The organism is Paenibacillus sp. R14(2021) (assembly GCF_019431355.1).
Lineage (GTDB): Bacteria > Bacillota > Bacilli > Paenibacillales > Paenibacillaceae > Paenibacillus_Z.
This window is the reverse complement of record NZ_CP080269.1, coordinates 1,503,065-1,527,710: the sequence shown is the minus strand read 5'-3', so window position 1 is coordinate 1,527,710 and position 24,646 is coordinate 1,503,065. Positions and strand designations below refer to the sequence as shown.

Sequence of the window (24,646 nt, the reverse complement as noted above, 5' to 3'; positions counted from 1 at the left end):
GTACAGCATGGGACATAGCTGGTTAACGGGATTATTCGCGGCGGCGCTGCTTGCGCTCTTGGCAGCTTGCGCTTCGGGCGGGGACGGAGAGACGATCGGTCAACCGCCTGCCGCGAATGGAGCGGCAAATAAAGCGGGCGTCAATCAGAAGACCAAGCAGCTGGTCATCGGGTTATCGCTTGACACGCTGCTTGAGGAGCGATGGAAGAAGGACCGGGATTTGTTCAAAGCGGCAGTCGAGCAGCTTGGTGCCGAGGTTGACGTCGAAGCGGCGAACGGCGATGACGTGAAGCAGATCGAACAGGCGGAGAGCATGATATCGCGAGGCGTCGACGTCTTGGTCGTCGTGCCCCATGACGCCGAGGTATCGGCGGCGATCGTTGCGAAGGCCCATCAGGCGGGCATCAAAGTCATCTCTTATGACCGGCTCATCGTCAATGCCGATGTAGACCTGTACGTCTCGTTCGATAACGAGAAGGTCGGCGAGCTGCAGGCGGGTGCGATCGTTGCGCAGGTGCCGCGGGGCAATTACGTGCTGATCGAAGGAGCGGATACGGACAATAATGCGCATATGTTCAAGCAGGGGCAGATGAACATTCTAAAGCCGCTCGTCGACAAAGGAGATATTCAAATTGTCTACGATCAATTCACGAAGGAATGGAAGCCGTCGAATGCGTTCGAGAACATGAAGACGGCGCTGAAGGCGAACAATAACGCGGTTAATGCCGTCATGGCGGCGAATGACGGGACGGCCGGGGGCGCGATCTCAGCACTGGCCGCGCAGCATATGGCGGGGCGAATCCCCGTATCCGGGATGGATGCCGAGCTCGCCGCCGCGCAGCGGATCGTGGAAGGCACCCAGGCCATGACGGTATACAAACCGATTCGTAAGCTGGCCGAGCGGGCGGCCTATCTCGCCGTTCAGATGGCGAAGGGCGAGCAGGTCAGCACGGACAAAACCGTCTTCAACAAGAAGGTCGACGTGCCCGCCATCCTGCTCGAGCCGATCGCGGTTAATAAGGCAAATATGGATACGACGATTATCGCGGACGGATTTCACAGCCGGGAAGAGGTGTACCGGCAAGTGGACCAGGGCAAGTAAGGATAGAAAGTGAGAAGCGGCTTTTCGCAGCGATGCGGGAAGCCGCTTTTTTTGGCATTCTCTAAAGATGCATCCAGCGGGCGATTAAGGCAAAAGACAAAATAGTATAGACGGTATGCAAAAAGTGCTAATCGTTAGCGCTTTCATGACAAGCCTGCGATGCTATAGTTGGACATGAAAGCGCTTTAGTACATTTTCGAGAGGGGTAACAAAAATGGGAAAAGGTTTGAAACGGATCTCGCTGGTGCTCGTGATTATGATCTTCGCGGCTGTCGTCGCAGCTTGCGGTAAGGGTGGAAGCAAGGTCAGCGTGGGGATCGTGCTGCCGACGAAGGATGAGCCGAGATGGGTGCAGGATGAGCAGCGCTTCAAGGATGCGCTGGACGGCACGAAATATACGACGGACATTTTGTTCAGCCAAGGCTCTTCCGCGAAAGAGAAAGAGAACGTCGAGACGCTGATTAACAAAGGCATTCAAGTACTGATCATTTGTCCACAGGACGGCGACGCTGCCGCAGCGGCCGTCGAGTCGGCGAAGAAAGCCGGCGTCAAGGTCATCTCCTACGACCGTCTTATTACGAAGACGGACGCAGTCGACTACTATGTGACGTTCGACAGCGTGGCTGTCGGCGCAGCGCAAGCCAAATACCTCGTTGATCACGCTAAGGGCAGCGGCGAACCGCTTTACTTGTACGCCGGCGCTGCTTCCGACAACAATGCATTCTTGTTCTTCCAAGGCGCATGGTCCGTGCTGCAGCCGAAGATTGCGGACGGCACGTTCAAAATCGCCAACTCCAGCGAAGCGGTCGCACTGAAAGACATGGCGGATCTGTCCCGCGAACAGCTGAGCAAAATCATCGGCCAAGTCACGACGAACTGGGATGCCAACGAAGCGAAAAACAAAGCGCAAACGCACTTGACCGCGGCGGCGGACGACATGAAGGGCGATGTTGCGATCCTGGCACCAAACGACGGCACCGCGCGTTCCATTGCCGATGTATTCGGTTCCGACAAAGCCGTGACCAGCTACGTGGTAACTGGCCAAGATGCGGAGAAAGCATCCGTACAATACGTTATCGACGGCCATCAGTCCATGACGGTGTTCAAAGACGTGCGCAGCCTCGTGAAGGACGCGATGGGCATGGCGATCGCCATCTTGGACGGCAATACGCCTCAAACGACCGGTTCCTACAACAATGGCAAGATCGACGTGAAAGCGAAGCAAACCGATGTCATTGTCGTCGACAAAGACAACGTGAAAGCGAAGTTGATCGAATCCGGCTATTACGAGGCCAAGGATTTCAAGGGTCTGTAAGTGACCGAATAAATGTTGCGGAATAGCGATAGCTAACGCTGTCGCTATTCCATGCTTGTTAGCCTGGCCTCAGTAAGGAGTGCATGATGATGGGTACGAACATGTTGGAAATGAAAGCCATCTCGAAGTCGTTCACGGGCGTCAAGGCGCTCTCGAACGTGAACTTTCAGGTGGAGAAGGGCGAAATTCACTGCTTGATCGGCGAGAACGGCGCGGGCAAGTCGACACTGATGAAAGTGCTGAGCGGTGTATATCCGCACGGCACGTATGAAGGCGATATCGTGTTCGAGGGCCGCGTGCAGAGCTTCTCCCGCATCAGCGACAGCGTGAAAGCGGGCATCGCGATCATTTATCAGGAATTGGCATTGTTTCCTGATCTGACGGTGTACGAGAACATTTTTGCAGGCAATGAAGTGAAGCAAGGGGCGTTCGTCAATTGGAATCGTACGATCGTACGGGCCAAGGAAATGCTTCAGAAGGTGAAGCTGAACGTCAATCCCGAGACGCTGATCAAGGATCTCGGCGTCGGCAAGCAGCAGCTGGTTGAAATCGCGAAATCGCTGAGCAAGAACGTTAAACTATTGATTCTAGATGAACCGACGGCCGCGCTCAACGAGGATGACAGCGAGAATTTGCTGCAGCTTCTGCGCGAGCTGAAGAAGCAGGGCATCACCTGCATCATGATCTCCCACAAGCTGAAGGAAGTCATCGCGATCGCGGACAAGGCGACCGTACTCCGCGACGGGCAGACGATCTGCACGCTGGACGCGTCCAAAGGCGAAATTTCCGAAAGCGTCATCATCAAAAACATGGTCGGCCGTGAGATCGATGATATCTATCCCAAGCGTGCGGCGTACAGCTTCGGCGAGGATGTGCTCGACATCCGAAACTGGTCTGCATACGATACTCGTCTCGGCCGGGAAGTCGTGAAGAACGTGAATCTTCATGTAAGAAAAGGCGAAATTGTCGGCATTGCCGGCTTGATGGGCTCCGGACGCACAGAATTGGCACAAAGTATATTTGGCAATCCGAAGTCGTATAGATTGAAGGGCGAGCTGGCCCTTGGCGGGGTGAAGAGCCAGTTCAAGCATCCGCGGGATGCCATCGATGCAGGCATCGCATACGTGACGGAGGACCGGAAGGGTGATGGACTGTTCCTGATCCAAGACATCAAGAACAATATCTCGGCCGCGAACCTGCACGAGATTTCCAGTCGGGGCATCATCAACAGCAACGAAGAAGTGAAGATCTCGAACGCGTATAAGCAATCGCTGAACATCAAGGCGCCTTCCGTGGAGCAGATTGTCGGTAATTTGAGCGGCGGCAATCAGCAGAAGGTGTCGCTCGGCAAGTGGCTGTTCGTTGGTCCGAAGCTGCTCATTCTCGACGAACCGACTCGCGGTATCGACGTTGGCGCCAAATTCGAGATTTATACGATCATGAACAAACTCATCAGCGAGGGCATGAGCATCATCATGATTTCATCCGAGCTTGGCGAGGTGCTCGGCATGAGTGACCGCATCTACGTCATGGCAGAAGGCCGGATTACAGGCGAGCTCTCAAGTGACGAAGCGGATCAGGAAAAAATCATGCATTTTGCAACGCAATAGGGGGAAGTCATATGAATTTCTATAAAGAAGCCAGATCGCTCATTAAAGTGAACATCCGCGAATACGGCATGTACATTGCCTTGTTCGTCATTATGCTGACGTTCTCGATTTTAACGGACGGACTGTTCATGTCATCGCGCAATATCAGCAATCTGCTGGATGCGACCGGCTACATCGCCGTGCTTGCGGTTGGGATGACGCTCGTCATCGTCATTAGGCATATCGATTTATCCGTCGGATTCGCGGCTGGGTTTCTAGGGGCGATTGCGGCGATATTTCTAACGCAGCTCGGCGTGCCATTCTATTATACGATTCCCATTATCCTGGTGCTTGGCATCGTGGTAGGCTTGTTCAACGGATTCTTGGTCGCCCAAATCGGCATTCCATCGTTCGTCGCTTCCTTGGCCGGGATGCTGATCTTCAGAGGCGCGCTGCTGCGGGTGACGGAGAATACCGGAACCATCATCGTCAAGGACGAGCATTTCAATGCGATCGGCAACGGTTTCATTCCCGCGCTTGCCAAGGTGGGCGGCTTGAACGTGCTCTCCTTGATCTTCGGGGTCGTCATCATTGTGCTCTATCTCTTAAGCGAGTTGTCCAAGCGGAGAAATAAACTGAAATACAAATTCGAAGTTGTGTCGGACCGTATTTTCGTGGTGAAATTAATATTCGTCTCGGCGATCATCGCTTATATAACATGGATTATTGCCGGCTATAACGGCTTCTCTTGGACGGTCATTATCATGCTGCTGATCGTCGTTATTTACCACTTCCTGACGACGCAAACCGTGCTCGGACGGCATATTTACGCGGTAGGAAGCAATCCGGAAGCGGCGCATCTCAGCGGGATCAGCGTGAAGAAAATCACGTATATCGTGTTCGGCTCCATGGGCATGCTGTCAGCGTTATCCGGCATTCTATTCACGGCGCGGCTGCAATCTGCAACGACGACGGCAGGTACGTTGTTCGAGCTTGACGCCATCGCAGCGGCTTATGTCGGCGGCGTATCCGCTGCCGGCGGAGTGGGCAAGGTGACCGGCTCCATTATCGGCGCGATCGTCATGGCGTCGCTTTCCAGCGGGATGAACCTGCTCGGCGTCGGCATATCGTATCAGTACATGATTCGCGGCGCGGTACTCGCCGCGGCGGTGATCTTCGATGTTATGACGCGAAGGAAGAAGCGTTAAGGTCATGACGCGAGTGTGCAAGTACGGCACCATAAGGTGGAGTATCTTCTCATAGTGCCGGTGAAAGAAGCTTGGATCCGTTGTTGAGGATTCAAGCTTTTTATTTGACGATCGGGCAATGTCAATCGAACCTCGAATACGTAATAATCGGTCGTTGGTAAGGTAATCGTTTCATCCTCAATCGCCTCCGCTTGCTAATCGAATTCCATATCGCGTGACATCCCAATATTGATATGGTACCATTATTTCGACTTTTTTCGAGGTCTCGCAGGAAAAGAATACTAAGAACAGCTTGGAGAGCCGACTATGGGTCCGTTTGTTACGATGTATATCTCGCTTATAGCCACATCGGGCGTTTTTACCGTTTTTCTGTGCTTGTATGCGTACTTCAAGCGCTCCCAGCTGTCGGGTGCAAAAACCTTCGTCGTCTATACGGCGTCGCAATCGGTCTACATTTTCTCAGCAGCGCTTCAACTGACCAGCAGCAGCACCGAGGTTATGATGCGATGGACGATTGTGGAATATATCGGCCTTTCTACGGCGCCGGCGCTTGGTCTCATGATCGTCATACAGTACATCGGCAAGACCATGACCCGCAGATCGATCGCGCTGCTCTTCACTATTCCGGCGCTAACCTTCATCATCGTAGCAACCAACGATTGGCATCATTTGTTTTATAAATCCATGCAGTTTCAAACGGGCGGAACTGTTCCACTCACGAATATCGTGGTTGGACCGTGGTATGTCATCCACGGTGCCTTCACGTTCGGCACCATGCTCGCAACGCTGGTGCTGCTGCTTCGGCGATGGCCGCAAACGAAGAAAGCTTTTCGGCTGCAGCTGCTCACGCTCATCGTGGGGCAATTTCTGCCAATTGTCGGCGCTTTCGTCTATTTGATGGGCTTGACGCCCCATGGGACGGATCCCGTGCCCATATTGCTGTGCGTGACATCGGCGATGTACATTTGGGCGATTGTGACAACTAGAATGCTGACGATTGTGCCGATTGCAAAGGACAGCATCTTCGAAAGCATGCGGGAAGGCGTAATCGTGCTGGATCACGCCGAACGCCTGATTGATTTCAATGGAGCGGCGGCTAAGATGTTTCCGGGGCTTGCCGTGGGATTGCTCGGCAAGCCCTTGGATGAAGCGTGGATGAAATTAACGGGGATGTCATTCCCGGCTGGCCGGCTGCAGGATGGCTCTCACGAGGAATTGAAGCAGCTGACGGCAGACGGCACATCATGCTACTATCAAGTGCGCTCCTCGGACGTCATGGGCCGGAGCGGCGAGAAGGTCGGCAGCATGCTGATGCTGATTGATGTGACGGAGCCTCGGATGCTCCAGGACCAGCTCAAACAGCTGGCTTACTTCGACGGACTGACACAATTGTTAAACCGAACGGCATTTCTCTACCGCAGCAAGAAGCTGCTGGATAAGGCGCGCACGAACGGCCAGCCAGCCTCAATCGTGCTCTTCGACATCGATTTCTTTAAGCGGATCAACGATAAGCATGGGCATGACAACGGCGACCTTGCCATCCGGCATGTCGTGGGGATCGTACGCGACCAGCTGGGGACGGACGTTCTCTTCGGACGGTACGGCGGCGAGGAGTTCGTGTTCATGCTGCCGGGAATTCGCATCGAGGAAGCGGAAGTCCGCGCGAACCATATTCGCGCCATGCTGGTCGAGAAGCCGCTGAACGGCAGCTTTGGAACGCTTGTCATTACGGCGAGCTTCGGCGTGGCCCAGCTGCAGCGGCAGGAGGATACGTTGGAATCGCTGCTGCATGATGCGGATATGGCTCTGTATGAGGCCAAGCGCGGCGGCCGCAACCGAGTCCGCGGCTATCAGCTCCAGCATCAGTAAACCGATAGCCAGAAATCCGCGGTACTTAAGCACCGCGGATTTTTCGCAATTTTTGCCGCAGAAATGCAACTGGTGTGCGACTAGGATTTACTGCTGCTAGGGACAGCACTGACATGACGAGCACGCGGACGCCATTTGAACAGCCCCGCGGTTAAGATCATGCCGCCGATGACGAGCAGACCGCCGATGAACTGCGAAGCGACAAGCTGCTGCCCGAGGAATACGGCGATGATGGCGGTGAAGATCGGAATCAGGTTCATCGTCATGCCAGCCGTATTCGGCCCAAGCATCTTCATGCCCTGATTCCAGAAGATGAATGAACCGACGGAAGGAAATAGGCCAAGATAGATAATGCCTGTAATCCCAAGCGGCGTGATGCGTGACACGTCAAGCGGCTGCGTGAACAGAAGAGGAATCATCAGGATAACGCCGACAATCGCCGTCATCGCAATCATCGTAATGGAGGGGATATGCTTCGCTTTCTTGCTGAGCAGCGAATATACCGTCCAGAACAGGATGACGACTATCATGAGGGCGTCGCCCTTGTTGTAGGCCGTATGAAAAACTTGCAGCAGATTGCCCTTGGTCAGCACCGTCAATACGCCGAGGAACGAAACGACCATGCCGGCAATCTTCATGCCGGACAACTTGACCTTCATGAAGATTAGCGAGAAGAGCATGATCATCGCAGGCGTCAGCGTATTGATCAGCGCCCCGTTCGTCGATGATGTATAACGAAGCGCGGAATAAGTCAAAATGTTGTAAATGACGACGCCGGTGACGGACAACAACAGAATGATCTTCCAGTTATCTTTCCATACGCGCAGCCATGCGGGCTTCTCGATGAAATGCGCCATCGGGACGAGGATAACGACCGCGATTGCCCATCGAAGTAACGCGATCCAGACCGCCGGAAAGTCGCTTGCGCTGTATTTGCCGAATATCATGTTGCCTGCCCAAAATAAGTTGCAAAGAATAAGAAATGCCCAGGCTCTATATTTCATTCATAACACTCCTTCGTCATGTTTAATGCCGTTCGCCGCAAGCTTGCCGTTTGCCGCATCCCCATGATACGATAAAGTATGTCATAAATAAAATGAATATATTTTATAGGAGGCATATCGAATCTGGTATGAATAGATCATTGCTGCAGTTGATCGTGAAAATCGCCGATACGCGCAGTTTCACGAAATCGGGGCAGGAGCTTAATATGACGCAGCCTGCCGTCAGCCGCGCCGTAACTACGCTGGAAGCCGAACTGGGGGTAAGCCTTCTCATTCGAGATCGGCGCAGCGGCATCCAATTGACTGAGGTCGGGGAGCGTGTCATACGTATTTTTCGTGAAATCTTATTGCATTATGAGAAGGTGGATCAGGAAGTTTCAAGGGAGAAAGGGCTAGAGACGGGGAAGGTTCGCATCGGCGCGTTTCCCATTGCGTCTTCCTATTTCATTCCTCGAATTATCGGGCAGATCGCTAAGTTCTATCCCAATATCGAGTTTGTTATTCAGGAAGGCACGATTGCGGAGATCAGGGGATGGATGGAGAGCCGTCAAATCGATGCGGGTTTTATTATCGCTACAGACGAACAACCGGTAAATGCCGCGACATATCCCGTATATCAAGAGAAGATGTTCGCCGTGATGAGGGACGACAATCCGTTGACCGACCGGGAGGCCATCACGTCGAACGATCTGAGTCGTCAGCCGATGATCATTTGCCGAGCCGGCTACGAGCCGCCCGTGATGGAATGGTTCCAGCAGGGCGGCGTGAAGCCGATTGAGAAATTCATCATCCATAATTACGCCACGGCGCTTAACCTCGTACGAGAAGGCATGGCAGCCGCCATCATGTCGGAGCTGTCGCTCATCAACATGCCGGAACGTATCGTGAAGCGTCCGCTCAATCCGCTTGGCAGCAGAGAGATTCAACTTGCCGTTCCTTACCCGGAGGATTGCTCGAACGCGGTCCGATTATTCGTTGAAACTGCGCTTACGCTGTTTCCGAACGCTTAGGAGCCAGAGGGAACGGCTCACATGCCGTAGTGCGTGGAACCGCCGTCGACAGCCAAATTCTGACCGGTGACGTAGCTGGCCTGATCGGTGCAGAAGAAGATGACAGGCGCGACGATTTCGGCTAATTGACCGACTCGGTGCATGGGGTTCATGTTTTCGATCTTTGCTTTAAATTCAGGGTTGTCAAGCGCCGCCGAGTTGAAGTCCGTGCGGACAAATCCCGGGCTGATGGCATTGACCGTAATGCCGTTCTGCGCCCATTCATTCGCAAGCTGCCTCGTGAGGTGGACGACGGCTGCTTTGGCAGGGCCGTAGGGCGTGGAATACGAAAGCGTCAGATCGGCGGCAAGCGAAGCGATGTTCACGATGCGTCCATGCCCGCGGTTCACCATATGTCTGCCAACGGCTTGGGACATTAGGAAGACGGACTTGAAATTGGTGTCGACTACGAAATCCCACTCCTCCTCCGTCAGCTCAAAGACGGAATGGCGTACCGTCGTGCCTGCGTTGTTGATCAGAATATCAATCTTGCCAAAATGCTCCGCAATACGCTCCACGGCAGCCTCGATGGACGATCTATTCGTTACGTCGCAGACGAGTCCAAGCGTTTGCCGACCTGTTGCTTGGGCAATTTCTTCGGCTGCCTGCCGCACTTCACTCTCGGTACGGGCGGTAATGGCGATGTCTGCGCCAGATTGCGCCAGCCCCTCGGCGATGGCGCGTCCGATGCCGCGGCTGCCGCCGGTTACGATTGCGGTCTTGCCTGATAGATTTAAGCTGTACGATGTCATGCTGCTCACTCACTTCCGGTCTATGTAGTAGGATAAGATCATTTCGCCGAGGAGCTCTAAGCGGCGTCATTCTGCTGCAAGTCTCGCTCGCGAAAGCCTGCTCCTATTATGCGCCGCCGAAGTCCGAATATCAAACGGCCCTCGCTGCAGTCGTCTTCGCAGGCTGAGCGAGAATGGCAGGCATCTCGATACGGACCGCTGTGCCTTCTTCAAGGCTGCTCGTAATAATCAGCCGAGCCTGGTCGCCGAACAGGTGCTCCAGCCTCCGCTTCGTATTAGGCAATCCGATGTGCCTGAGGCCGGGGCTTCTTCGGCTTTCGCGGGGCTCCCATACGGCCGCAAGCTGTTCCGCGTCCATGCCGACGCCGTCATCTGCAACGGTGATCACGAGCTTGTCTTCGCAGGCGGAAGCCGTCAAGCGGATGGTTCCCGGCGCATCCTTCGGACATATGCCATGGAAAATCGCATTCTCGACGAACGGCTGAACCAAATTGCGAGGGATTAAGCAGGCCTTCGCTTGCTCGTCGATATCCCACACTGCGGTGAACATGTCCGCGTAGCGATAGGATTGTATGGCCAGGTAGTCCCGCAGCATCGCCATGTCATCCTGAAGCGGAACCATGGATTGCGCGCCGCCCATTTTGACGGCATCCTGCAGAATGCGGATAAAGGAGCCGACCATTTTGACGATATCGTCATTTCCCTGCTTCTGCGCCATATAGATCACGGCATTCAGCGTGTTGTAGACGAAATGCGGATTCAGCTGCGAGAGGAGCAGCTCGAGCTCCATGTTCTTCTTCTCCTTCTCGTGCTGAATGGATTCTTCCAGATAGACGCGCAGCTGCTCGATCATGCGGTTGAAGCCTTGACCGAGCTTCTCCAGCTCATCGCCCGAGCGGATCGTGACCGATGCCTGCAAATTGCCGATGGATGCGGCGTTCATGGCATGATACAGCTGCATGATCGGCCCTGTGATGCGGAGTATGGCGGACATGATGAGCAGCAGAATCAAGATCGTGCTGGTCAGGGAGAACACGCCGAGCAAATAAATCACGACCTTTGCGCGCTCGACCATGGAATGGCCGGAAGTAAATGTAACCAATTTCCAGCCGTTCTCCGCTAAACGATCGATCAGCATATAGCCCCCTTTAAGCGGACGGTAGCTGCCTTGACCCGGTTCTGCGGCTGCGTCCGCGAGGCTGACGTGATCAAGTGTCTCCGGGGGAGGCTGCTTCCCGTAGAGAAGATGATTGGAGCCATTCAGCCACAGCAGGCCGTCGAAATCAGCGCCGCCAAACCCAAGCACCGACTCAAAATTGCTGTAGTCGAGATTAAGAATAAGCACACCGATTTCGCTTCCGATTTTGGAAATATCCTTCACCTTGACGATGTAGCTGATCGTTTTGCTCTCGGTGAGCGCGTTGAAAAACATCTGGTGCGGTTCCGTAAATCCGTTTCCTTGGCTGGAGGAAACGAAGTTCAAGTACCAGGGCTCCTCCATCCGGTCGGCAAAATAACTGTCGTACCGCGCTTCGCTCCAGAATGTCTCGCCGCTTGGCATGACGATTGCATAGCTGGAAACCTCCTTGCGAAGCCCTTTATTTTCGTTCAAATAATTAAACGTATCCTGAAGCAACGCAAATTTATCGAACGTATCGGCCTTGTGGTAGGTTTTAAAAAAGGTTTGCAGCCGATCCGAGATAATGAGCGAGGACGCGAACTGCGAAATATCATCGGACATGTATTGAAGCTGCCGGGAAGTCTGGCTGAGCTTCGACTGATCGTCATGAATCATCTGGTCGACCAGAATGGTGCGGTAATAATAATAGGTGAAACCGGCGGATAGCAGGAAGCTGACGACGGCGACAATCGCGATTCGCTGTAAAATAACGGCTCGAAGACTTCTCATGATGGACAGTCCTCGCTTCGGTATTGATGCGGCAGCGTCCCTGTCATTTTCTTGAACACTTGGCTGAAATGCTGGGGCGAACGATAGCCGACGCTCGTTGCCACCTCGGTCATTTTGGCGTCGCCGCGGCGGAGAATCCGTTTGGCTTGACGGATGCGGTGCTCCGTCAAATAGTCGAGAAAGGTTCGTCCGAGCTCGCGCTTGAACAACTGATGGAGGTAGGAAGCGCTGATCTCTGTCGCATGGGAGACCGTATCGATGCTCAGATCCTCGTGGTAGTGCTCATGCATATAGCGAAGCGCCTTCTGCAGCTTGCCGGGCAAGCGTTTGCTGTCTTCGGCATCCTTGCATAGTTCGCCTAGCAGACTGACGAATCGCTCGCGAATGTCTGCGATGCTGTAGGCAGGCGGAAAATTCGGGTCGTCGAACGGATCGATCTCGAGCATGCCCCGAAGCGCGCGGCGCTCATTGACGAGCGTCGTCAATCCGCGGACCAGATGGAACAGTCCGCGAAGATTCCAGAACGGCGCGCTGATCCCTTCAAATAAGCGTATAACAGCGCTTACAATAAGCGGCGCGTCGTGCTGGCTCAACCCTTCTGCGATGTCATGCATCCGGGAAGCAGCTGCATGCGCCGGGTCGGCATGTCCGTTAACCGGAAGCTCGTCGGCGCTGACGAGAGCGCCAGGACCGGTGAACACGGCATGCAGCAGCGCCGTATTCACCTTGCGGTAGGATGCGGTCAGCGCAGCCTTCTCTTCCGTTTCGCAAGCATAACAGATCGAGAAGGAATGGCTGGACTTGCTCGCCGCCAGCGCTCTGAATGAACGCATCAGCTCGCGAAACGATTCGCGCAAATAAGAGGCCGTGAACGAAGCTGAACGGCTCTTTAGCGAGAACAGGATAACGGATTGAGAGGTGCCGAGAGGAAAATCGCCTGCCCGCTGCCAGATGCCGTTGCCTTCAAACAAGAGCTCTTCTTCGCGGGTCAAGTAGAGAGGCGCTGCGGATCCCGCGTACCTATCCCCGGAGGGAACGGAAGTGAAAGGGAGATCCGGATACAGCAGCGCGATGCCATACGGAGGTTTAACACTGCTGCTCGCAGGATCAGGTTTGACGACTCCAGTCAACTGCTCCTTCAACTGCTCGCTTCGCAGCAGATGGCGCTGGGCTTCATCCGAGGTCCAAGCAACGCTTGCCTTGTTCACTTCATGCAGCAGCTTATGGCTGTCGACCTCATGCTTAATCAGATAGCTCGAGACGCTGCCGATCGAGATCGCCTTGCGTGCGTATTCAAAATCCTCATAGGCGCTCATGACGATAAACTTGACGCCGAGCCGTTTCTCGCTGACGGCTTGAATGAGCTCCAGGCCGTCCATGACGGGCATGCGAATATCGACGATCATGAGCTGGGGACGTAATTCCTCGCACAGACGCAGCGCGCTCCGGCCGTTCGTCGCCGTGGCTGCGATCGTATAGCCAAGCTCGTCCCAAGCAAGCAGACTTGTAATATGCTCGATGGCAATGCGTTCATCATCGACTAGAATGATTTTCATGCGTGCAAGCCTCCCGGGAAGATAGAATGGAGTGATTTCGATTATGCGGAGGTCAACGCTGGTACTATGAGTATAACCGATCGGAGAGGCTTGCTAGAAGATCGAGTGTAGGATTGCAACCAAAAATGTAGGATCATGATGTTTACGGCCCTCTGTACGAGCGAGTAACATTGTAAGCGGATACAATACATATCACGGGAGGTTCGCGGATGTTGAATCAGAAGAGCATGAAGCGTGTCGGAGCGGTAGTAAGCGGCATAATGCTGGTTGGTTTGCTGGCAGGCTGCGGCGGAGGAGACGGCGCAACGAATCAAGCGGCGAATAATAACTCGGGTAAAACGACTACTAACAACAAGGCAAGCTCGGGAACGAACGCGGCAGATACGGGAACAGGGAATGCAGGGGCCAAATCAGGCGCGGACTACAAAGGCGAGTTCGTCCTGTGGACCTGGGAGCCCGAGCATCCGACGGCCTTAGCGGCATTCAACAAGATGTACCCCAACATCAAAATGAAACGCGTTAATGTCGCGGCAGGCGACGTCACGAAGAAGCTGCAGACGACCATCGCATCCGGCGGCGAGCTTCCTGACGTGATTCGGATCGAGAGCGGCCAGAAGGCGAAGATCTTCGACATGGACGTGCTGGAGAACCTGGAAGAAGCACCGTACAGCGCCGATAAATCGCTGCTGTTCGATTATGATATCAACGCATTCTCGATGGGCGGGCATCTCGTATCGATACCCGACGACATGAGCATTGCCGGTCTGGCCTACCTGAAGCCGCTGGCCAAAGAATATTTGGGCACCGATGATCCGAAGGAACTGGAAGGCATGCTGACCAATTGGGACACCTTCATTGACAAAGGGAAAGAAGTCGTTGAACACAGCGGCGGCAAAGTCAAAATGTTCCCGGGTCTCGGCGATGTCTATTCGGTAATCAAGGGTCAGCGCGCGGAGCCGTACTTCGACGGCGACAAGCTGAAGACGCCCGTGCTGACGAACGTATTGACGGATCTCGTCAAGTTCCGCGACTCCGGCATCGTTGACAAGCTCGATCAATGGACGCCGGCTTGGAACGCTACCTTCGCGCAGTCCAAATATATGTTTGCGATGTCGCCGGTTTGGATGCCGCAATACGTCATCGGCGCCAACGACAAGGCGGAAGGCCGCTGGGGCTTAATGGTGCCGCCGAACGGAGGATTTATCGCGGGCGGTTCCTCGCACGGCATACCGAAAGGCGCGAAAAACGCCGAGCTTGCCTGGAAGTGGATCGAATTTACTTCGATGACGCAAGAAGGCGCGGACGGCCAGAAGAAGGACGGCGTGTTCACGCACTATAAGCCGGCCTACGACGACAAGGCGTTCACGAACTGGACATGGCCAAGCTTCGGAACGCAGGATATCGGCGCGAAGTATTTCGTTGATATTTCCTCGACGACCAAGGCGGTAGCCGAGAACGTCAATGATCTGCTCTTGAACGACGTCATGAACATCGTGCTTCAAACGCTGGCTAAGGACAACACATTCGGGGTCGATCAGGCGCTGGACAAAATCAAGAAGGAATTGACTGCCAAGGAACCTAAGATCACGTTTGAATAATCGAAGAGCGAAATCCAAGGAACGGCTGCTTCTACGGCTGTTCTTTGGCTTCTTCTGTAGGAGTGTGAGCGATGAATACTGCTAAGCGTAAATGGGTTCCGTATTTCTTTCTTTCTCCGTATCTCTTGTTCTATGTCGTGCTCGGCTTGATTCCGATTGTCTTCTCGTTCTACGTCAGCCTGACCAACTGGGACGGTATCAGCGGCAAGACGTTCGTGGGCTTGTCCAATTATAAGTTTCTATTCAACCCGGATTCCTATTTCTTTCAATCAGTGGGCAACACGCTGCTCTTCATCGCGATGACGCTGCCGCTGCAAATTATTTTCGGACTAGCGATTGCTTCGCTGCTGTACAGTCAGTTCGTGAAATGGAAGGCCTTCTTCCAATTAATCAACTTCCTGCCGTATATCGTCACGCCGGTGGCGGTAGGGCTGATGTTCAATCTGCTGTTCGACTGGCAAGCCGGCTTCGTCAACAAGGTGCTCCTTCATTTTGGTCTGATCGAGGAAGGCATTTACTGGCTGGGCGACCCTGTGTACGCCAGGATGATTATCGTGCTGATGCTGTTCTGGAAAGGCTTCGGGTATACGATGATCTTCTTCCTGGCCGGTCTTGCCAATATTCCGAAGGATCTGAACGAAGCGGCGCAGGTGGACGGGGCTTCAGGATTCCGGAGCTTTTGGTCGATTACGCTGCCGCTGCTAAAGCCTGTCATGACGTTTATTATCATTACAGGCATCATCGGCGGCTTCCAGCTGCTGGAGGAACCGATGCTGCTGCTCGGCGGCTCGGGCATGGGATCCAGCTCGGCGGTCATCGGCGGGCCTGAACGCTGCTGCTTGACGACGGTATGGAATATGTACGATACCGCCTACGGAAGCACGACCCGGTACGGGCTAGGCGCGGCCATCGCGTACGGGCTGTGCGTCATTATCGCGATCTTCTCCTTCATCGGCGTCAGATTGCAGAGGGGGGATCAAGAATGAACAGTACCGCACGGACAACCCTTGCTACATCGGCTATTGCGCTGCTGTCCATCTTCGCGCTGCTTCCGTTCTATATCATGATCGTGATGGGTACGTATCAGAACGAGGATTTATTTCAGCGGATCGTCCTGATTCCCGGCCACTACCTATGGGAGAATCTCAAGACCGTCGCGGCAAGCCGGTTCGACCTAGTCTATTGGAACAGCTTGATCGTTTCCGTCGCGAGTACGCTGCTGTCGGTATTCGTCAGCGCATTCGCCGGATTTGCATTCGCGAAGCATGAATTCAAGTACAAGAACAAGATATTCGGAGCGGTGCTCCTGACGATGATGATTCCCGGCCAGCTCGGCCTGGTTGCCTACGTTATCGAAATGCGCTATTTAGGCGTATCGGGCACGCTGCTGCCCTTGATCATGCCTTGGATTGCCAATGCCTTCGGCGTCTTCTGGATGACGCAGTTCATGAAAGGTGCGATCCCGACCGAGGTGCTCGAGAGCGCGCGCATGGACGGCTGCTCGGATATCGGTGTCTTCTTCCGCATCGTGCTTGCTTTTATTTATCCAGCGATTACGACATTGTCGCTGCTCGTGTTTCTCTGGTCGTGGAACAACTATCTGCTGCCGCTCATTATCATCAACAAGCCGGAGCTGTACACCATTCCGCTTGGCATTACTTCGCTTGGCAACGCGTACCGCACGGATTTGGCCGCGCAAATTCTCGGGCTTACGCTTGGCACCATTCCCGTGCTGATCTTGTTTGCTTTCGGCTCGAAGAGCTTCATTCGCGGACTGACTGCTGGTTCGGTCAAAGGATAGGCAAGTCCGATCCATTCGTATTATACTCAAATTATAATGGCATACGTAAGCATAAAGGGCTGCCGCCGGGCAGTCCTTTATGCAAGAGAAAGGAGCTGCGCATATGCAAGGAATCGAGCTTAGCCGGCGATTCTATACGGAAATCGTGGCGCCGATGATGACAGGGTTAACCGTTGCCGGGTATTCGGCAGCACTGGTCGGTACCGGAAGTGAGGTTCTGGGGTTCGATACGGAGATGTCGCAGGATCATGATTTCGGACCGCGCGTCGTCTTACTTGTCGACGAGTCGGATCGGGCATGTATCGCAGCCATACGAAGCGGGCTGGAGCAGCAGATTCCGCAGCACTTCCTCGGTTATCCGGTCGATGCTGGCATGACTAGAATCGAGACGTTTCACAGCTTTATCGACAGCTGTCTGTCCATGGATCTTAACAAGCCGGTCGAGCTTCTCGATTGGCTGACCTTCCCGTCACAGACGCTGCTTGAACTGACGAGCGGCGACGTGTTCCATGATGATCACGGAAGACTCTCGGCGCTTCGCAGCCGGCTTCGGTATTATCCGGACGATGTTTGGCTCTATATCATGGCTTCCATCTGGCAGCGAATCGGTCAAGAAGAGCATTTGATGCTGCGTGCGGGCTTCGCCGGCGACGAGCTGGGCTCAGCCGTCATTGCTTCCCGAATCGTACGCGACATTATGAACCTCTGCTTCTGCATGGAACGAACCTATGCGCCTTATCCAAAATGGTTCGGTTCCGCGTTCGGGCGGTTGAACTGCGCGGAAGCGATTCGGCCCTACCTGTGGGCGGCACAGACGGCGGCGGCATGGCGTGGTCGAGAGTCGGCTTTGAATGCGGTCTATCCCCACTTGGTGAAGCAGCTTCAGTCGCTGGGCGTTGCCGCGGGCAATCCGCAGGGCGAAGCCGCTTCATTCTATGGCCGGCCGTTCAACGTCATGGACGGCGGGCATATCGCGCAGCTTCTGATTGAAAGCATCCAGGACGCAGCACTGCGGCGGTTTGCCCGGAAGTGCTTGATCGGCAGCATTGACCAAATAACGGATAACACGGATTTTCGCACCTGGAATCATTCGGCGGAGCGAGCAGAGGAAGACGCTCGAGGGGCTTTGAAACGACTGTATCAAGCAATGGGCTATGCGTAGGCTTGGCCGTCTTTAACTTTAGTTCAATATGTATGCGAATTTTCGTCTGCACGATTGCGGTTTGCATCCGCTTTTTTAGAGAAAAATAGATTCTGAACGATAATGGCAAGCAGGCCGGCGTTGATCGACAAATCCGCGATATTGAGAATGCCGTGCCCTGGGCCGAATTGCAGGAAGTCCGTCACTTTGCCGTACATCAACCGCTCGATTCCATTGCCCGCGGCTCCCGCGGTGAGAAAGGCGAGCCCGATATCCATGACGCGGCGATTATACGTCTTTTTGCTTCGGTAGATAAGAACGGCAATAATAAAGATAACAGCAAGGATGCCGAACAGTCTTCCGTAGCCCTGGAAGGAGCTTCGGGCTGCGCCGGAATTCTGATAATAGGTAAATTGAAGCACGCCCGACCAGAAAACGTGGGTATCCCCGACATTCATGGTTGAGCGAACGATCCATTTCGTAAGCTGATCGATTGCGGTCATGACCAAAACGATCCAATAGAACATAAGAAGAATCACCTGCCTCTACGTTGTTAGTGTAACGTAAGCATACAAAGGATTGGCGCAACAAGCAACAAGCAACAAGCAACAGGCCGCCGGCTGGGCGGCCGACAAGGAGAACATCACATGACGGAAATAGAGGCGATTATTGCGTTAGTAACGAAAGCGGGGGGCAGAAAATCCCTGTACCATTTTACGAGAGCAGGCAATTTGCCTGCTATCTCGCAATTCGACGCGCTGTGGTCCAGCTCACGGATTATGCAAGATTCTACGGGAGAACGCAGGCTGGCGGCAGCAGAAGTCCACGTAGACGGCTATTCGCTTACAGTGAATTCGCATCTCCGTATCCCAGAGAGCATGATGGACGCCGGAGTCACCCTAGAGCAGTTTCGCGCTTGCTTGGATCAGCATGTGTTCCTCTGGCCGACAATCAGGGATTGCCGCAAAATGCTGGATACCTATACCCGCCGCGAACCGGACGCTGCGTTCGCTGTGCTGGAATTCGATGCGAAGGCACTTCTGACGTCTTGCAGCGAGGCGGTGAAGCTGTCCAAATACGACTCTGGAAGCTCGCCTAGGTTCCCAAACAACTGCGGCTACCGGAAGAGTCCAGCCATGTTTCTGCCGCTTGCGGAATTCGGCCGTGTCGGCAGCAGCACGGTGCCGGCGAAAGCGGCGGAAATAAAGGAGGTCCTCGTCGAGGACCAGCTGCGTCATATGTCCCGCTTCCTGAGGGCTGTCTATGCGGCGAATGCCAGCGATGTGCCTGCCGCTTGGCAGGGTATTGTGAAATCGCTGGCTGCGTTTGGCGAATCCTAGCTTACATGCGCATATTCGGATAGGAGGATGCGCTTGTTAGCTGAAGCATACGCATGATCCGATGGCTGACCGTGAAGTTCTAGCATGTCAGCTAGAATGACATGCCTTCCCTTTTTCCGTAATTGTTGCAGCTGAATATGAACATCCCCTCAGAGCTTTGAATAGGATATTACCTATTCAAAGCTCTTTGTGCTTCTGGCGAAGGAGCGGGACCATACCGGTTCCGGTCGAACCGTCCATATACAATGTTCCTTGGCGATTTCAATACTTCATATGAGAAGGAGAGAACAACATGCGCAAAACCATCAAGCCGGCGCTTCTTCTGCTGGCGTCGCTGCTGCTGATTCTGTCCGCGGCGTGCGGCAAAAGCTCCAAAACGGATGAAACGACGACGGTTAAGTTCTCCGAAATTATCCGTTCGATATTCTACGCGCCGCATTATGTTGCGATGTCCCAGGGCTTCTTCAAGGAGCAGGGCTTAAACGTGGATATGAATACGGCGCAAGGCTCCGACAAAGGGGCGGCCGCACTCATTGCCGGTACGGCGGATATTTCCATGGTCGGTCCGGAAACGACGATCTATATTTTCAATCAGAAGGGTGACAAGACGCTCAAGGTCTTCCACCAGCTGACCTTGAAGGACGGCTCTTTCCTGCTCTCGCGCGAGAAGAACGATTCCTTCAAATGGAGTGATCTCTCCGGCAAAACGGTAATCGGCTGGAGACCGGGCAGTTCGCCGCAAATGGTGCTTAATTCCATGCTGCTGAAGGAGAAGGTGAGCGATGTCAACGTCGTGACGAATATTGCTTCGACGGCAATGGCAGGCGCGTTCACAAGCGGCCAAGGCGATTATATTCAAGTTTTCGAGCCGGTCGCATCGACGCTGGTCAAGGAAGGCAAGGCGTACTATGTCGCGTCCCTCGGCGAGAGCTTCGGCGCATATCCGGAAACCTCGTACGTGGCAACGACCGATTACATCAAAGCGCATCCAGACGTCATCAAGAAATTCTCGGCCGCGGTCGCCGAAGGCGCAAAATGGCTGAAAACCGCGACAGACGATGAGATCCTGAAGGCGCTGAAGCCGTTCTTCGACGGTACGCCGGATGATCTGATCCTGCAATCGGTCAACCGCTACAAAGCGCAGGATACGTGGCCGACGGATCCCGAGCTGACGCAGGCGCAATTCGATACGCTTCAAAACGTGCTCATCGAGAACGGCGTGCTGAAGGCTGAAGATAAAGTAGCCAAGATGGATGATGTCGTTGATATGAGCTTTGTGCAGCAGCTCGGAAAATCGGACTGACCGCCCATGGCACGCAGGGTAGATGGGGCGCATGCGGGGCAGGAGGAGCATATTCGGCTGAGCGGAGCAGGGCTTCATTATTTTACGCCCCGCGAGGAGACAGAGGCGCTGCGGGATATTGAACTCTCAATTGGCAGGGGTGAATTCATCAGCATCGTGGGGCCGAGCGGCTGCGGCAAGAGCACGCTGCTCTCCCTCATCTCCGGCATGCTTCAGCCGACGAAGGGGAAGGTGATGATCGACGGTGCCGAGATCTCGGGGCCTTCCCCCAAGGTGGGTTATATGCTGCAGCATGATCATCTCTTCGAATGGCGGGATGTGCTCAGCAATGTAACGGTGGGTGCAGAGGTTCGGAGAATGGATAAAGCGGCTGCGCGGAGACAAGGGACTGTGCTCTTGAAGCGTTACGGGCTTGGCGATTTCATGCATCATTCGCCGAATCAGCTCTCCGGCGGCATGCGCCAGCGGGTGGCGCTGATTCGGACACTCGTGGCGGAGCCGGATATTTTGCTGCTGGACGAACCTTTCTCCGCGTTAGATTACCAGACGCGGCTTACGCTGTCGGAGGAAATGTTCCATATTATCAAGGACCAGGGGAAGACAGCTGTGCTCGTTACCCATGATCTGTCCGAGGCGATCAGCATGGCGGACCGGGTGATGGTCATGTCCAAGCGGCCCAGTACCATCTCCGCGATTCACGAAATTATGTTCGACGAGAGCGTGGAGCGCTCACCTTGGCGCAGGCGGCAGGCAGCCGCGTACCACGACTATTTCAATTTGATCTGGAAGGAGCTGGAGGGGCATGTCGACACCGCTCTATGAACGCTATCTTCGCGCCGAGAGGCGCAGGCGGTGGATAATTTGGCTGACTCGGCTTTCGCTTCTTGCAGCGTTTCTCGTCCTATGGGAGCTTGCGGCAAGATGGGCATGGGTCGATTCCATGCTCACGAGCAAGCCGTCCCAGCTGTGGAGCTCGTTTCGCGAGCTGGCGATGGAAGGCAACCTGTTCCGGCACGCGTGGATTACAGGCCAAGAGACGCTCGTTGGCATCGCCGTGTCAATGACGGCGGGAACGGCGATCGCCGTCCTGTTCTGGTGGTCGACGTTCGCGTCGAACGTGCTTGAGCCGTATATGATCGTGCTGAATGCACTGCCGAAGGTGGCTTTGGGGCCGATTTTCTTCATGTGGCTGGGCAATGAATATTCGGTGTATGGGATGGCGGTCGCGATTTCCGTTATCGTGACCATTGTCATGATCGAGAACGGGTTCAAGGAGATCAGCCGCAGCAAGCTGAAGCTCATGGAATCGTTCGGCGCGACCAAGCTGCAGATGCTGCGTATGGTGCTGCTGCCCGCGAGCGTGCCGCATTTCATCGCGACGCTGAAGGTCAACGTCGGTTTAACGCTCGTCGGCGTCATTATGGGCGAATTCCTGTCCTCGAAAGCTGGGCTTGGCTATCTGATTATCTATGGCGGGCAAGTGTTCCAAATGAATTTGGTCATGGTTAGCATTGCGCTGCTGGCGCTCATGTCGATCGTGCTTTATGGCGGTGTTAATGTGCTGGAACGGATTGCGCGGAAGCGATATCATCACGGTCGATGAGGGGAAAACCAAGGACCCTACCAATACGAAGAATGCCTGATTCCTTATAGGGGAATGAGGCTTTTGTCGTGCTATGAGATGCAGCATTATTCGTAACTGCTAATATGTTTTTTTAGGGTTTATATGAAAATAGGCCTATATAACTAAAATACATATGTAAATTATCGTTGAAAAATAGAGAGTAAACGGTATAATTTAGCGTATAGCGTGATTATCTATTGATTTTAGGTCTATAGTCCTTGTATTCAATCCTTGTATAACGGCAGTTAAATAATCGCAAAGCGGTGATCAGCTATGAATGCCTCCTCGATTGAGAACCACACTTGGAATCGCAGGGTGCTGTATTTCTACTGGATGATAGCCGGACTTATGCTGCTGACGGGAGAAGTTATTCATTTGCTTCGTTTGTATCCGGACGACTGGTCGGGAGCTTTGTTTCCGCCTGGGCTTGAAACCGCATTCTTCGTTCTGTTCGCCTGCCTGCTGCTATCCGAAATACTCTATCGGGTCATGAAGCCGTATTATGACTTCTTCCTGATCGGCGTCGGATTTGCTTTCGGCCTCGTTATTATGCTAGCGTTCGGCTCGACCGTTAAGGGGCTTTATGCTGCGCTTGATTTTCCGATTATCGTATCACTGTTTTATTTCGATCGTCTGAAGCTGAGGTTTGCGGCTATATTTACGCTGTTCTGCTATGGCTTGTTCTATGGGTTCTTGGAACAGCTGCGGGATCAAATCACGTTCTATGAGATGGTTGCGCTTACAAATATGGTTATTGGAACCGTACTCATTGGACATGTCATGATGTCCAAGGCGCAAGTGCTGCTGAAATCGCTGGAACAGGCAGCGCGATCAGAGATGAATGCATTTGCGGAAACCATCGCAGACGAGAATGAAGCCAAATACGATCATCTCACTGGACTCTACAACCATATTACGTTTCAAGAATATATGATTTCACTGACGGAGCAGCAGTTCGGCTCATCGATGCAGCTGCAGCTGGCTGTTCTTGATATCGATAACTTCAAATGCGTGAACGATACATGCGGCCATCATCTCGGTGACATCGTGCTGCGAGATATCGCGGATGTGTTGAAGGACTGCATCTCGATCGATGATGTAGCCGCCAGGTTTGGAGGCGAAGAATTCGCAATTATTTTGACGGGCAAACAGCCTAAGGAAAGCCTGGCGCTGCTGGAGGACATTCGAGAACAAGTCGCCGGATTGCTGTTTCCCATCCTCAATAATCGCAAGGTTACGGTGAGCATCGGCATGTCTGATTTCCGTCCAGGCATGTCCAAGGATGCGTTATTTCGAGAAGCGGATTTGTATCTGTATGAAGCGAAGAAATCCGGCAAAGACCGTATCGTATCTGCAGTCGACAAGGAGGTGCTTGCATGATCCGGCGACTTCTGGAACCGCCTGTACATATGTCATTCTGGAACCGAAGGGTGCGCATATCCTACTGGTGCTTGGGGATTTTGTTCGCAGCCTGCATCCTGATGACTTGGCCCGTCGTCATGCGCGATTACCCGGACCGTATCGACATCTATGTCCGCAACCAGGTGCTCATCCAGAGCGGAAGTATTTTCGCTATTCTTATCGCTGCAGAGCTGCTCTATAAGATTAAGGGCGAGTTTCAGAACTACTTAATCATCACGGTCGGATCCTGTTATGCCCATATCGTGCTGTCCTTGAATTCCCCGGGCGTTCACGGCGTTCAGATCGTAATGATCCTTCCTTTGCTTATTTCGACCTTATATTTTGAATATGGCAAAGTTGCCTATGCCTGCTTCATTACCGTCGTGCCTTACGCATGCTTAACGGCATTCACGGATTTCTATCTTTACGGTTACCGCAGCTATGATAAAGCGATTGGCTATGGGCTGGTTTGCTTCGTAACGCTCATCTGCCTGGCTGTCGTGAATCGGGGTTTGCGCATCATCACCTCGGAGGAAACGGCGCTGATTAATGAAGAGAAGCACCGGCAGCAGCGGCAGGTCATTCATGCGATTTCCCGCAAGGATGCGTTAACCGGCTTGAACAATCATAAGACGTTTCAAGAGAAGCTGTGGCAGGCGATAAAGCAGGATGATGGTGGGCCGCTTCATCTCGCCTTGATCGATCTCGATAATTTCAAATCGATTAACGATACGTTCGGTCATTTGTCGGGTGACGCCGTACTTCGCCACCTCGGTAGGCTTATCGATGCCAGCGCCGAGCCTTCCGTCTTCACGGCGCGATACGGCGGCGAGGAATTTGCCGTTATTTTCTCGGGAATGGAAACGGGGGCTGTCCAGCAATGGCTTGAACGGCTTAGAGCTGATATCGAACAGGCCGTCATCATAGAGCTTGGCGGCAGGCGCGTCACTGTCAGCATAGGCTGCCATCGTCTCCTGAAGGAAGAAGATAAGGATGCCCTCTTCCGTATGACGGATGAGGCGCTCTACCGCGCGAAGCGCAGCGGGAAGAACCGAATCGCATGGTGACCTCGTTCCGATTGTTCC

The 24,646-nt window shown here is 53.8% G+C and carries 21 protein-coding genes; 16 read left to right on the top strand and 5 right to left on the bottom strand.

Going from position 1 to position 24,646, the window contains the following annotated elements; all coding sequences use genetic code 11:
• The first annotated feature begins 7 nt into the window (after window positions 1–7).
• The 5 genes from xylF (at window position 8) to KXU80_RS07300 (ending at window position 7,083) form a co-directional block, all read left to right on the top strand.
• Window positions 8–1,102, top strand: a complete 1,095-nt coding sequence (gene xylF / locus KXU80_RS07320) for a D-xylose ABC transporter substrate-binding protein (protein ID WP_219838918.1) — start codon at window positions 8–10, stop codon at window positions 1,100–1,102.
• Window positions 1,103–1,316: 214 nt separating this feature from the next.
• Complete coding sequence (locus KXU80_RS07315) at window positions 1,317–2,417, top strand: sugar ABC transporter substrate-binding protein (protein WP_219837576.1); 1,101 nt, start codon at window positions 1,317–1,319, stop codon at window positions 2,415–2,417.
• 89 nt (window positions 2,418–2,506) lie between these two features.
• Complete coding sequence (locus tag KXU80_RS07310; protein ID WP_219837575.1) at window positions 2,507–4,027, top strand: sugar ABC transporter ATP-binding protein; 1,521 nt, start codon at window positions 2,507–2,509, stop codon at window positions 4,025–4,027.
• Between the two features lie 11 nt (window positions 4,028–4,038).
• Entirely contained in the window at window positions 4,039–5,214 is a 1,176-nt protein-coding gene (locus KXU80_RS07305; RefSeq protein WP_219837574.1) for a sugar ABC transporter permease, read from the top strand.
• Window positions 5,215–5,520: 306 nt separating this feature from the next.
• Window positions 5,521–7,083: a histidine kinase N-terminal 7TM domain-containing diguanylate cyclase gene (locus tag KXU80_RS07300; RefSeq protein WP_219837573.1), complete on the top strand. Its 1,563-nt coding sequence runs from the start codon at window positions 5,521–5,523 to the stop codon at window positions 7,081–7,083.
• An 80-nt stretch (window positions 7,084–7,163) separates the two neighbouring features.
• Here the strand turns inward: KXU80_RS07300 and KXU80_RS07295 are convergent, their stop codons facing one another.
• Window positions 7,164–8,087: a DMT family transporter gene (locus KXU80_RS07295; RefSeq protein ID WP_219837572.1), complete on the bottom strand. Its 924-nt coding sequence runs from the start codon at window positions 8,085–8,087 to the stop codon at window positions 7,164–7,166.
• A 128-nt stretch (window positions 8,088–8,215) separates the two neighbouring features.
• Between KXU80_RS07295 and KXU80_RS07290 the strand changes: the two genes are divergently transcribed.
• The gene (locus KXU80_RS07290) at window positions 8,216–9,097 is read left to right on the top strand and encodes a LysR family transcriptional regulator (protein WP_219837571.1); all 882 of its coding nucleotides are present in this window, start codon (window positions 8,216–8,218) and stop codon (window positions 9,095–9,097) included.
• 17 nt (window positions 9,098–9,114) lie between these two features.
• On the opposite strand, the gene KXU80_RS07285 is transcribed toward KXU80_RS07290, so the two are convergent.
• From KXU80_RS07285 to KXU80_RS07275, 3 genes are all read right to left on the bottom strand, one after another.
• Window positions 9,115–9,888, bottom strand: coding sequence for an SDR family NAD(P)-dependent oxidoreductase (locus KXU80_RS07285; protein ID WP_219837570.1), 774 nt, complete (start codon window positions 9,886–9,888; stop codon window positions 9,115–9,117).
• Window positions 9,889–10,018: 130 nt separating this feature from the next.
• A complete protein-coding gene (locus KXU80_RS07280) occupies window positions 10,019–11,797 on the bottom strand; it encodes a sensor histidine kinase (protein WP_219837569.1) in 1,779 nt (592 codons plus the stop codon).
• Entirely contained in the window at window positions 11,794–13,353 is a 1,560-nt protein-coding gene (locus KXU80_RS07275; RefSeq protein WP_219837568.1) for a helix-turn-helix domain-containing protein, read from the bottom strand. Before KXU80_RS07275 ends, KXU80_RS07280 begins: the two co-directional genes overlap by 4 nt.
• A gap of 209 nt (window positions 13,354–13,562) precedes the next feature.
• On the opposite strand from KXU80_RS07275, the gene KXU80_RS07270 reads away from it, so the two are divergent.
• The 4 genes from KXU80_RS07270 to KXU80_RS07255 all read left to right on the top strand — a co-directional run bounded on the left by KXU80_RS07270 (window position 13,563) and on the right by KXU80_RS07255 (window position 17,914).
• Entirely contained in the window at window positions 13,563–14,951 is a 1,389-nt protein-coding gene (locus KXU80_RS07270; RefSeq protein WP_219837567.1) for an ABC transporter substrate-binding protein, read from the top strand.
• 71 nt (window positions 14,952–15,022) lie between these two features.
• On the top strand, window positions 15,023–15,937 hold the full coding sequence (locus KXU80_RS07265) for a carbohydrate ABC transporter permease (protein ID WP_219837566.1): 915 nt from the start codon (window positions 15,023–15,025) through the stop codon (window positions 15,935–15,937).
• Window positions 15,934–16,752 carry a carbohydrate ABC transporter permease gene (locus KXU80_RS07260; RefSeq protein ID WP_219837565.1) on the top strand — a complete coding sequence of 273 codons (819 nt, stop codon included), beginning with the start codon at window positions 15,934–15,936 and terminating at the stop codon, window positions 16,750–16,752. Before KXU80_RS07265 ends, KXU80_RS07260 begins: the two co-directional genes overlap by 4 nt.
• Window positions 16,753–16,855: 103 nt before the next feature.
• Window positions 16,856–17,914 carry a DUF4037 domain-containing protein gene (locus KXU80_RS07255; protein ID WP_258171308.1) on the top strand — a complete coding sequence of 353 codons (1,059 nt, stop codon included), beginning with the start codon at window positions 16,856–16,858 and terminating at the stop codon, window positions 17,912–17,914.
• 23 nt (window positions 17,915–17,937) lie between these two features.
• Here the strand turns inward: KXU80_RS07255 and lspA are convergent, their stop codons facing one another.
• On the bottom strand, window positions 17,938–18,420 hold the full coding sequence (gene lspA, locus KXU80_RS07250) for a signal peptidase II (protein ID WP_219837563.1): 483 nt from the start codon (window positions 18,418–18,420) through the stop codon (window positions 17,938–17,940).
• 120 nt (window positions 18,421–18,540) lie between these two features.
• Between lspA and KXU80_RS07245 the strand changes: the two genes are divergently transcribed.
• From KXU80_RS07245 to KXU80_RS07220, 6 genes are all read left to right on the top strand, one after another.
• Window positions 18,541–19,233 carry a DUF7002 family protein gene (locus tag KXU80_RS07245; RefSeq protein WP_219837562.1) on the top strand — a complete coding sequence of 231 codons (693 nt, stop codon included), beginning with the start codon at window positions 18,541–18,543 and terminating at the stop codon, window positions 19,231–19,233.
• A 292-nt stretch (window positions 19,234–19,525) separates the two neighbouring features.
• Window positions 19,526–20,536 carry an ABC transporter substrate-binding protein gene (locus KXU80_RS07240; protein ID WP_219837561.1) on the top strand — a complete coding sequence of 337 codons (1,011 nt, stop codon included), beginning with the start codon at window positions 19,526–19,528 and terminating at the stop codon, window positions 20,534–20,536.
• 6 nt (window positions 20,537–20,542) lie between these two features.
• Window positions 20,543–21,358, top strand: coding sequence for an ABC transporter ATP-binding protein (locus KXU80_RS07235; RefSeq protein WP_219837560.1), 816 nt, complete (start codon window positions 20,543–20,545; stop codon window positions 21,356–21,358).
• Window positions 21,339–22,139 (top strand): ABC transporter permease, encoded by an 801-nt coding sequence (locus KXU80_RS07230; RefSeq protein WP_219837559.1) that lies wholly within the window; start codon window positions 21,339–21,341, stop codon window positions 22,137–22,139. Before KXU80_RS07235 ends, KXU80_RS07230 begins: the two co-directional genes overlap by 20 nt.
• 294 nt (window positions 22,140–22,433) lie before the next feature.
• Window positions 22,434–23,540 carry a GGDEF domain-containing protein gene (locus KXU80_RS07225; RefSeq protein ID WP_219837558.1) on the top strand — a complete coding sequence of 369 codons (1,107 nt, stop codon included), beginning with the start codon at window positions 22,434–22,436 and terminating at the stop codon, window positions 23,538–23,540.
• On the top strand, window positions 23,537–24,628 hold the full coding sequence (locus KXU80_RS07220) for a GGDEF domain-containing protein (protein WP_219837557.1): 1,092 nt from the start codon (window positions 23,537–23,539) through the stop codon (window positions 24,626–24,628). Before KXU80_RS07225 ends, KXU80_RS07220 begins: the two co-directional genes overlap by 4 nt.
• The last annotated feature ends 18 nt before the right edge of the window (window positions 24,629–24,646 follow it).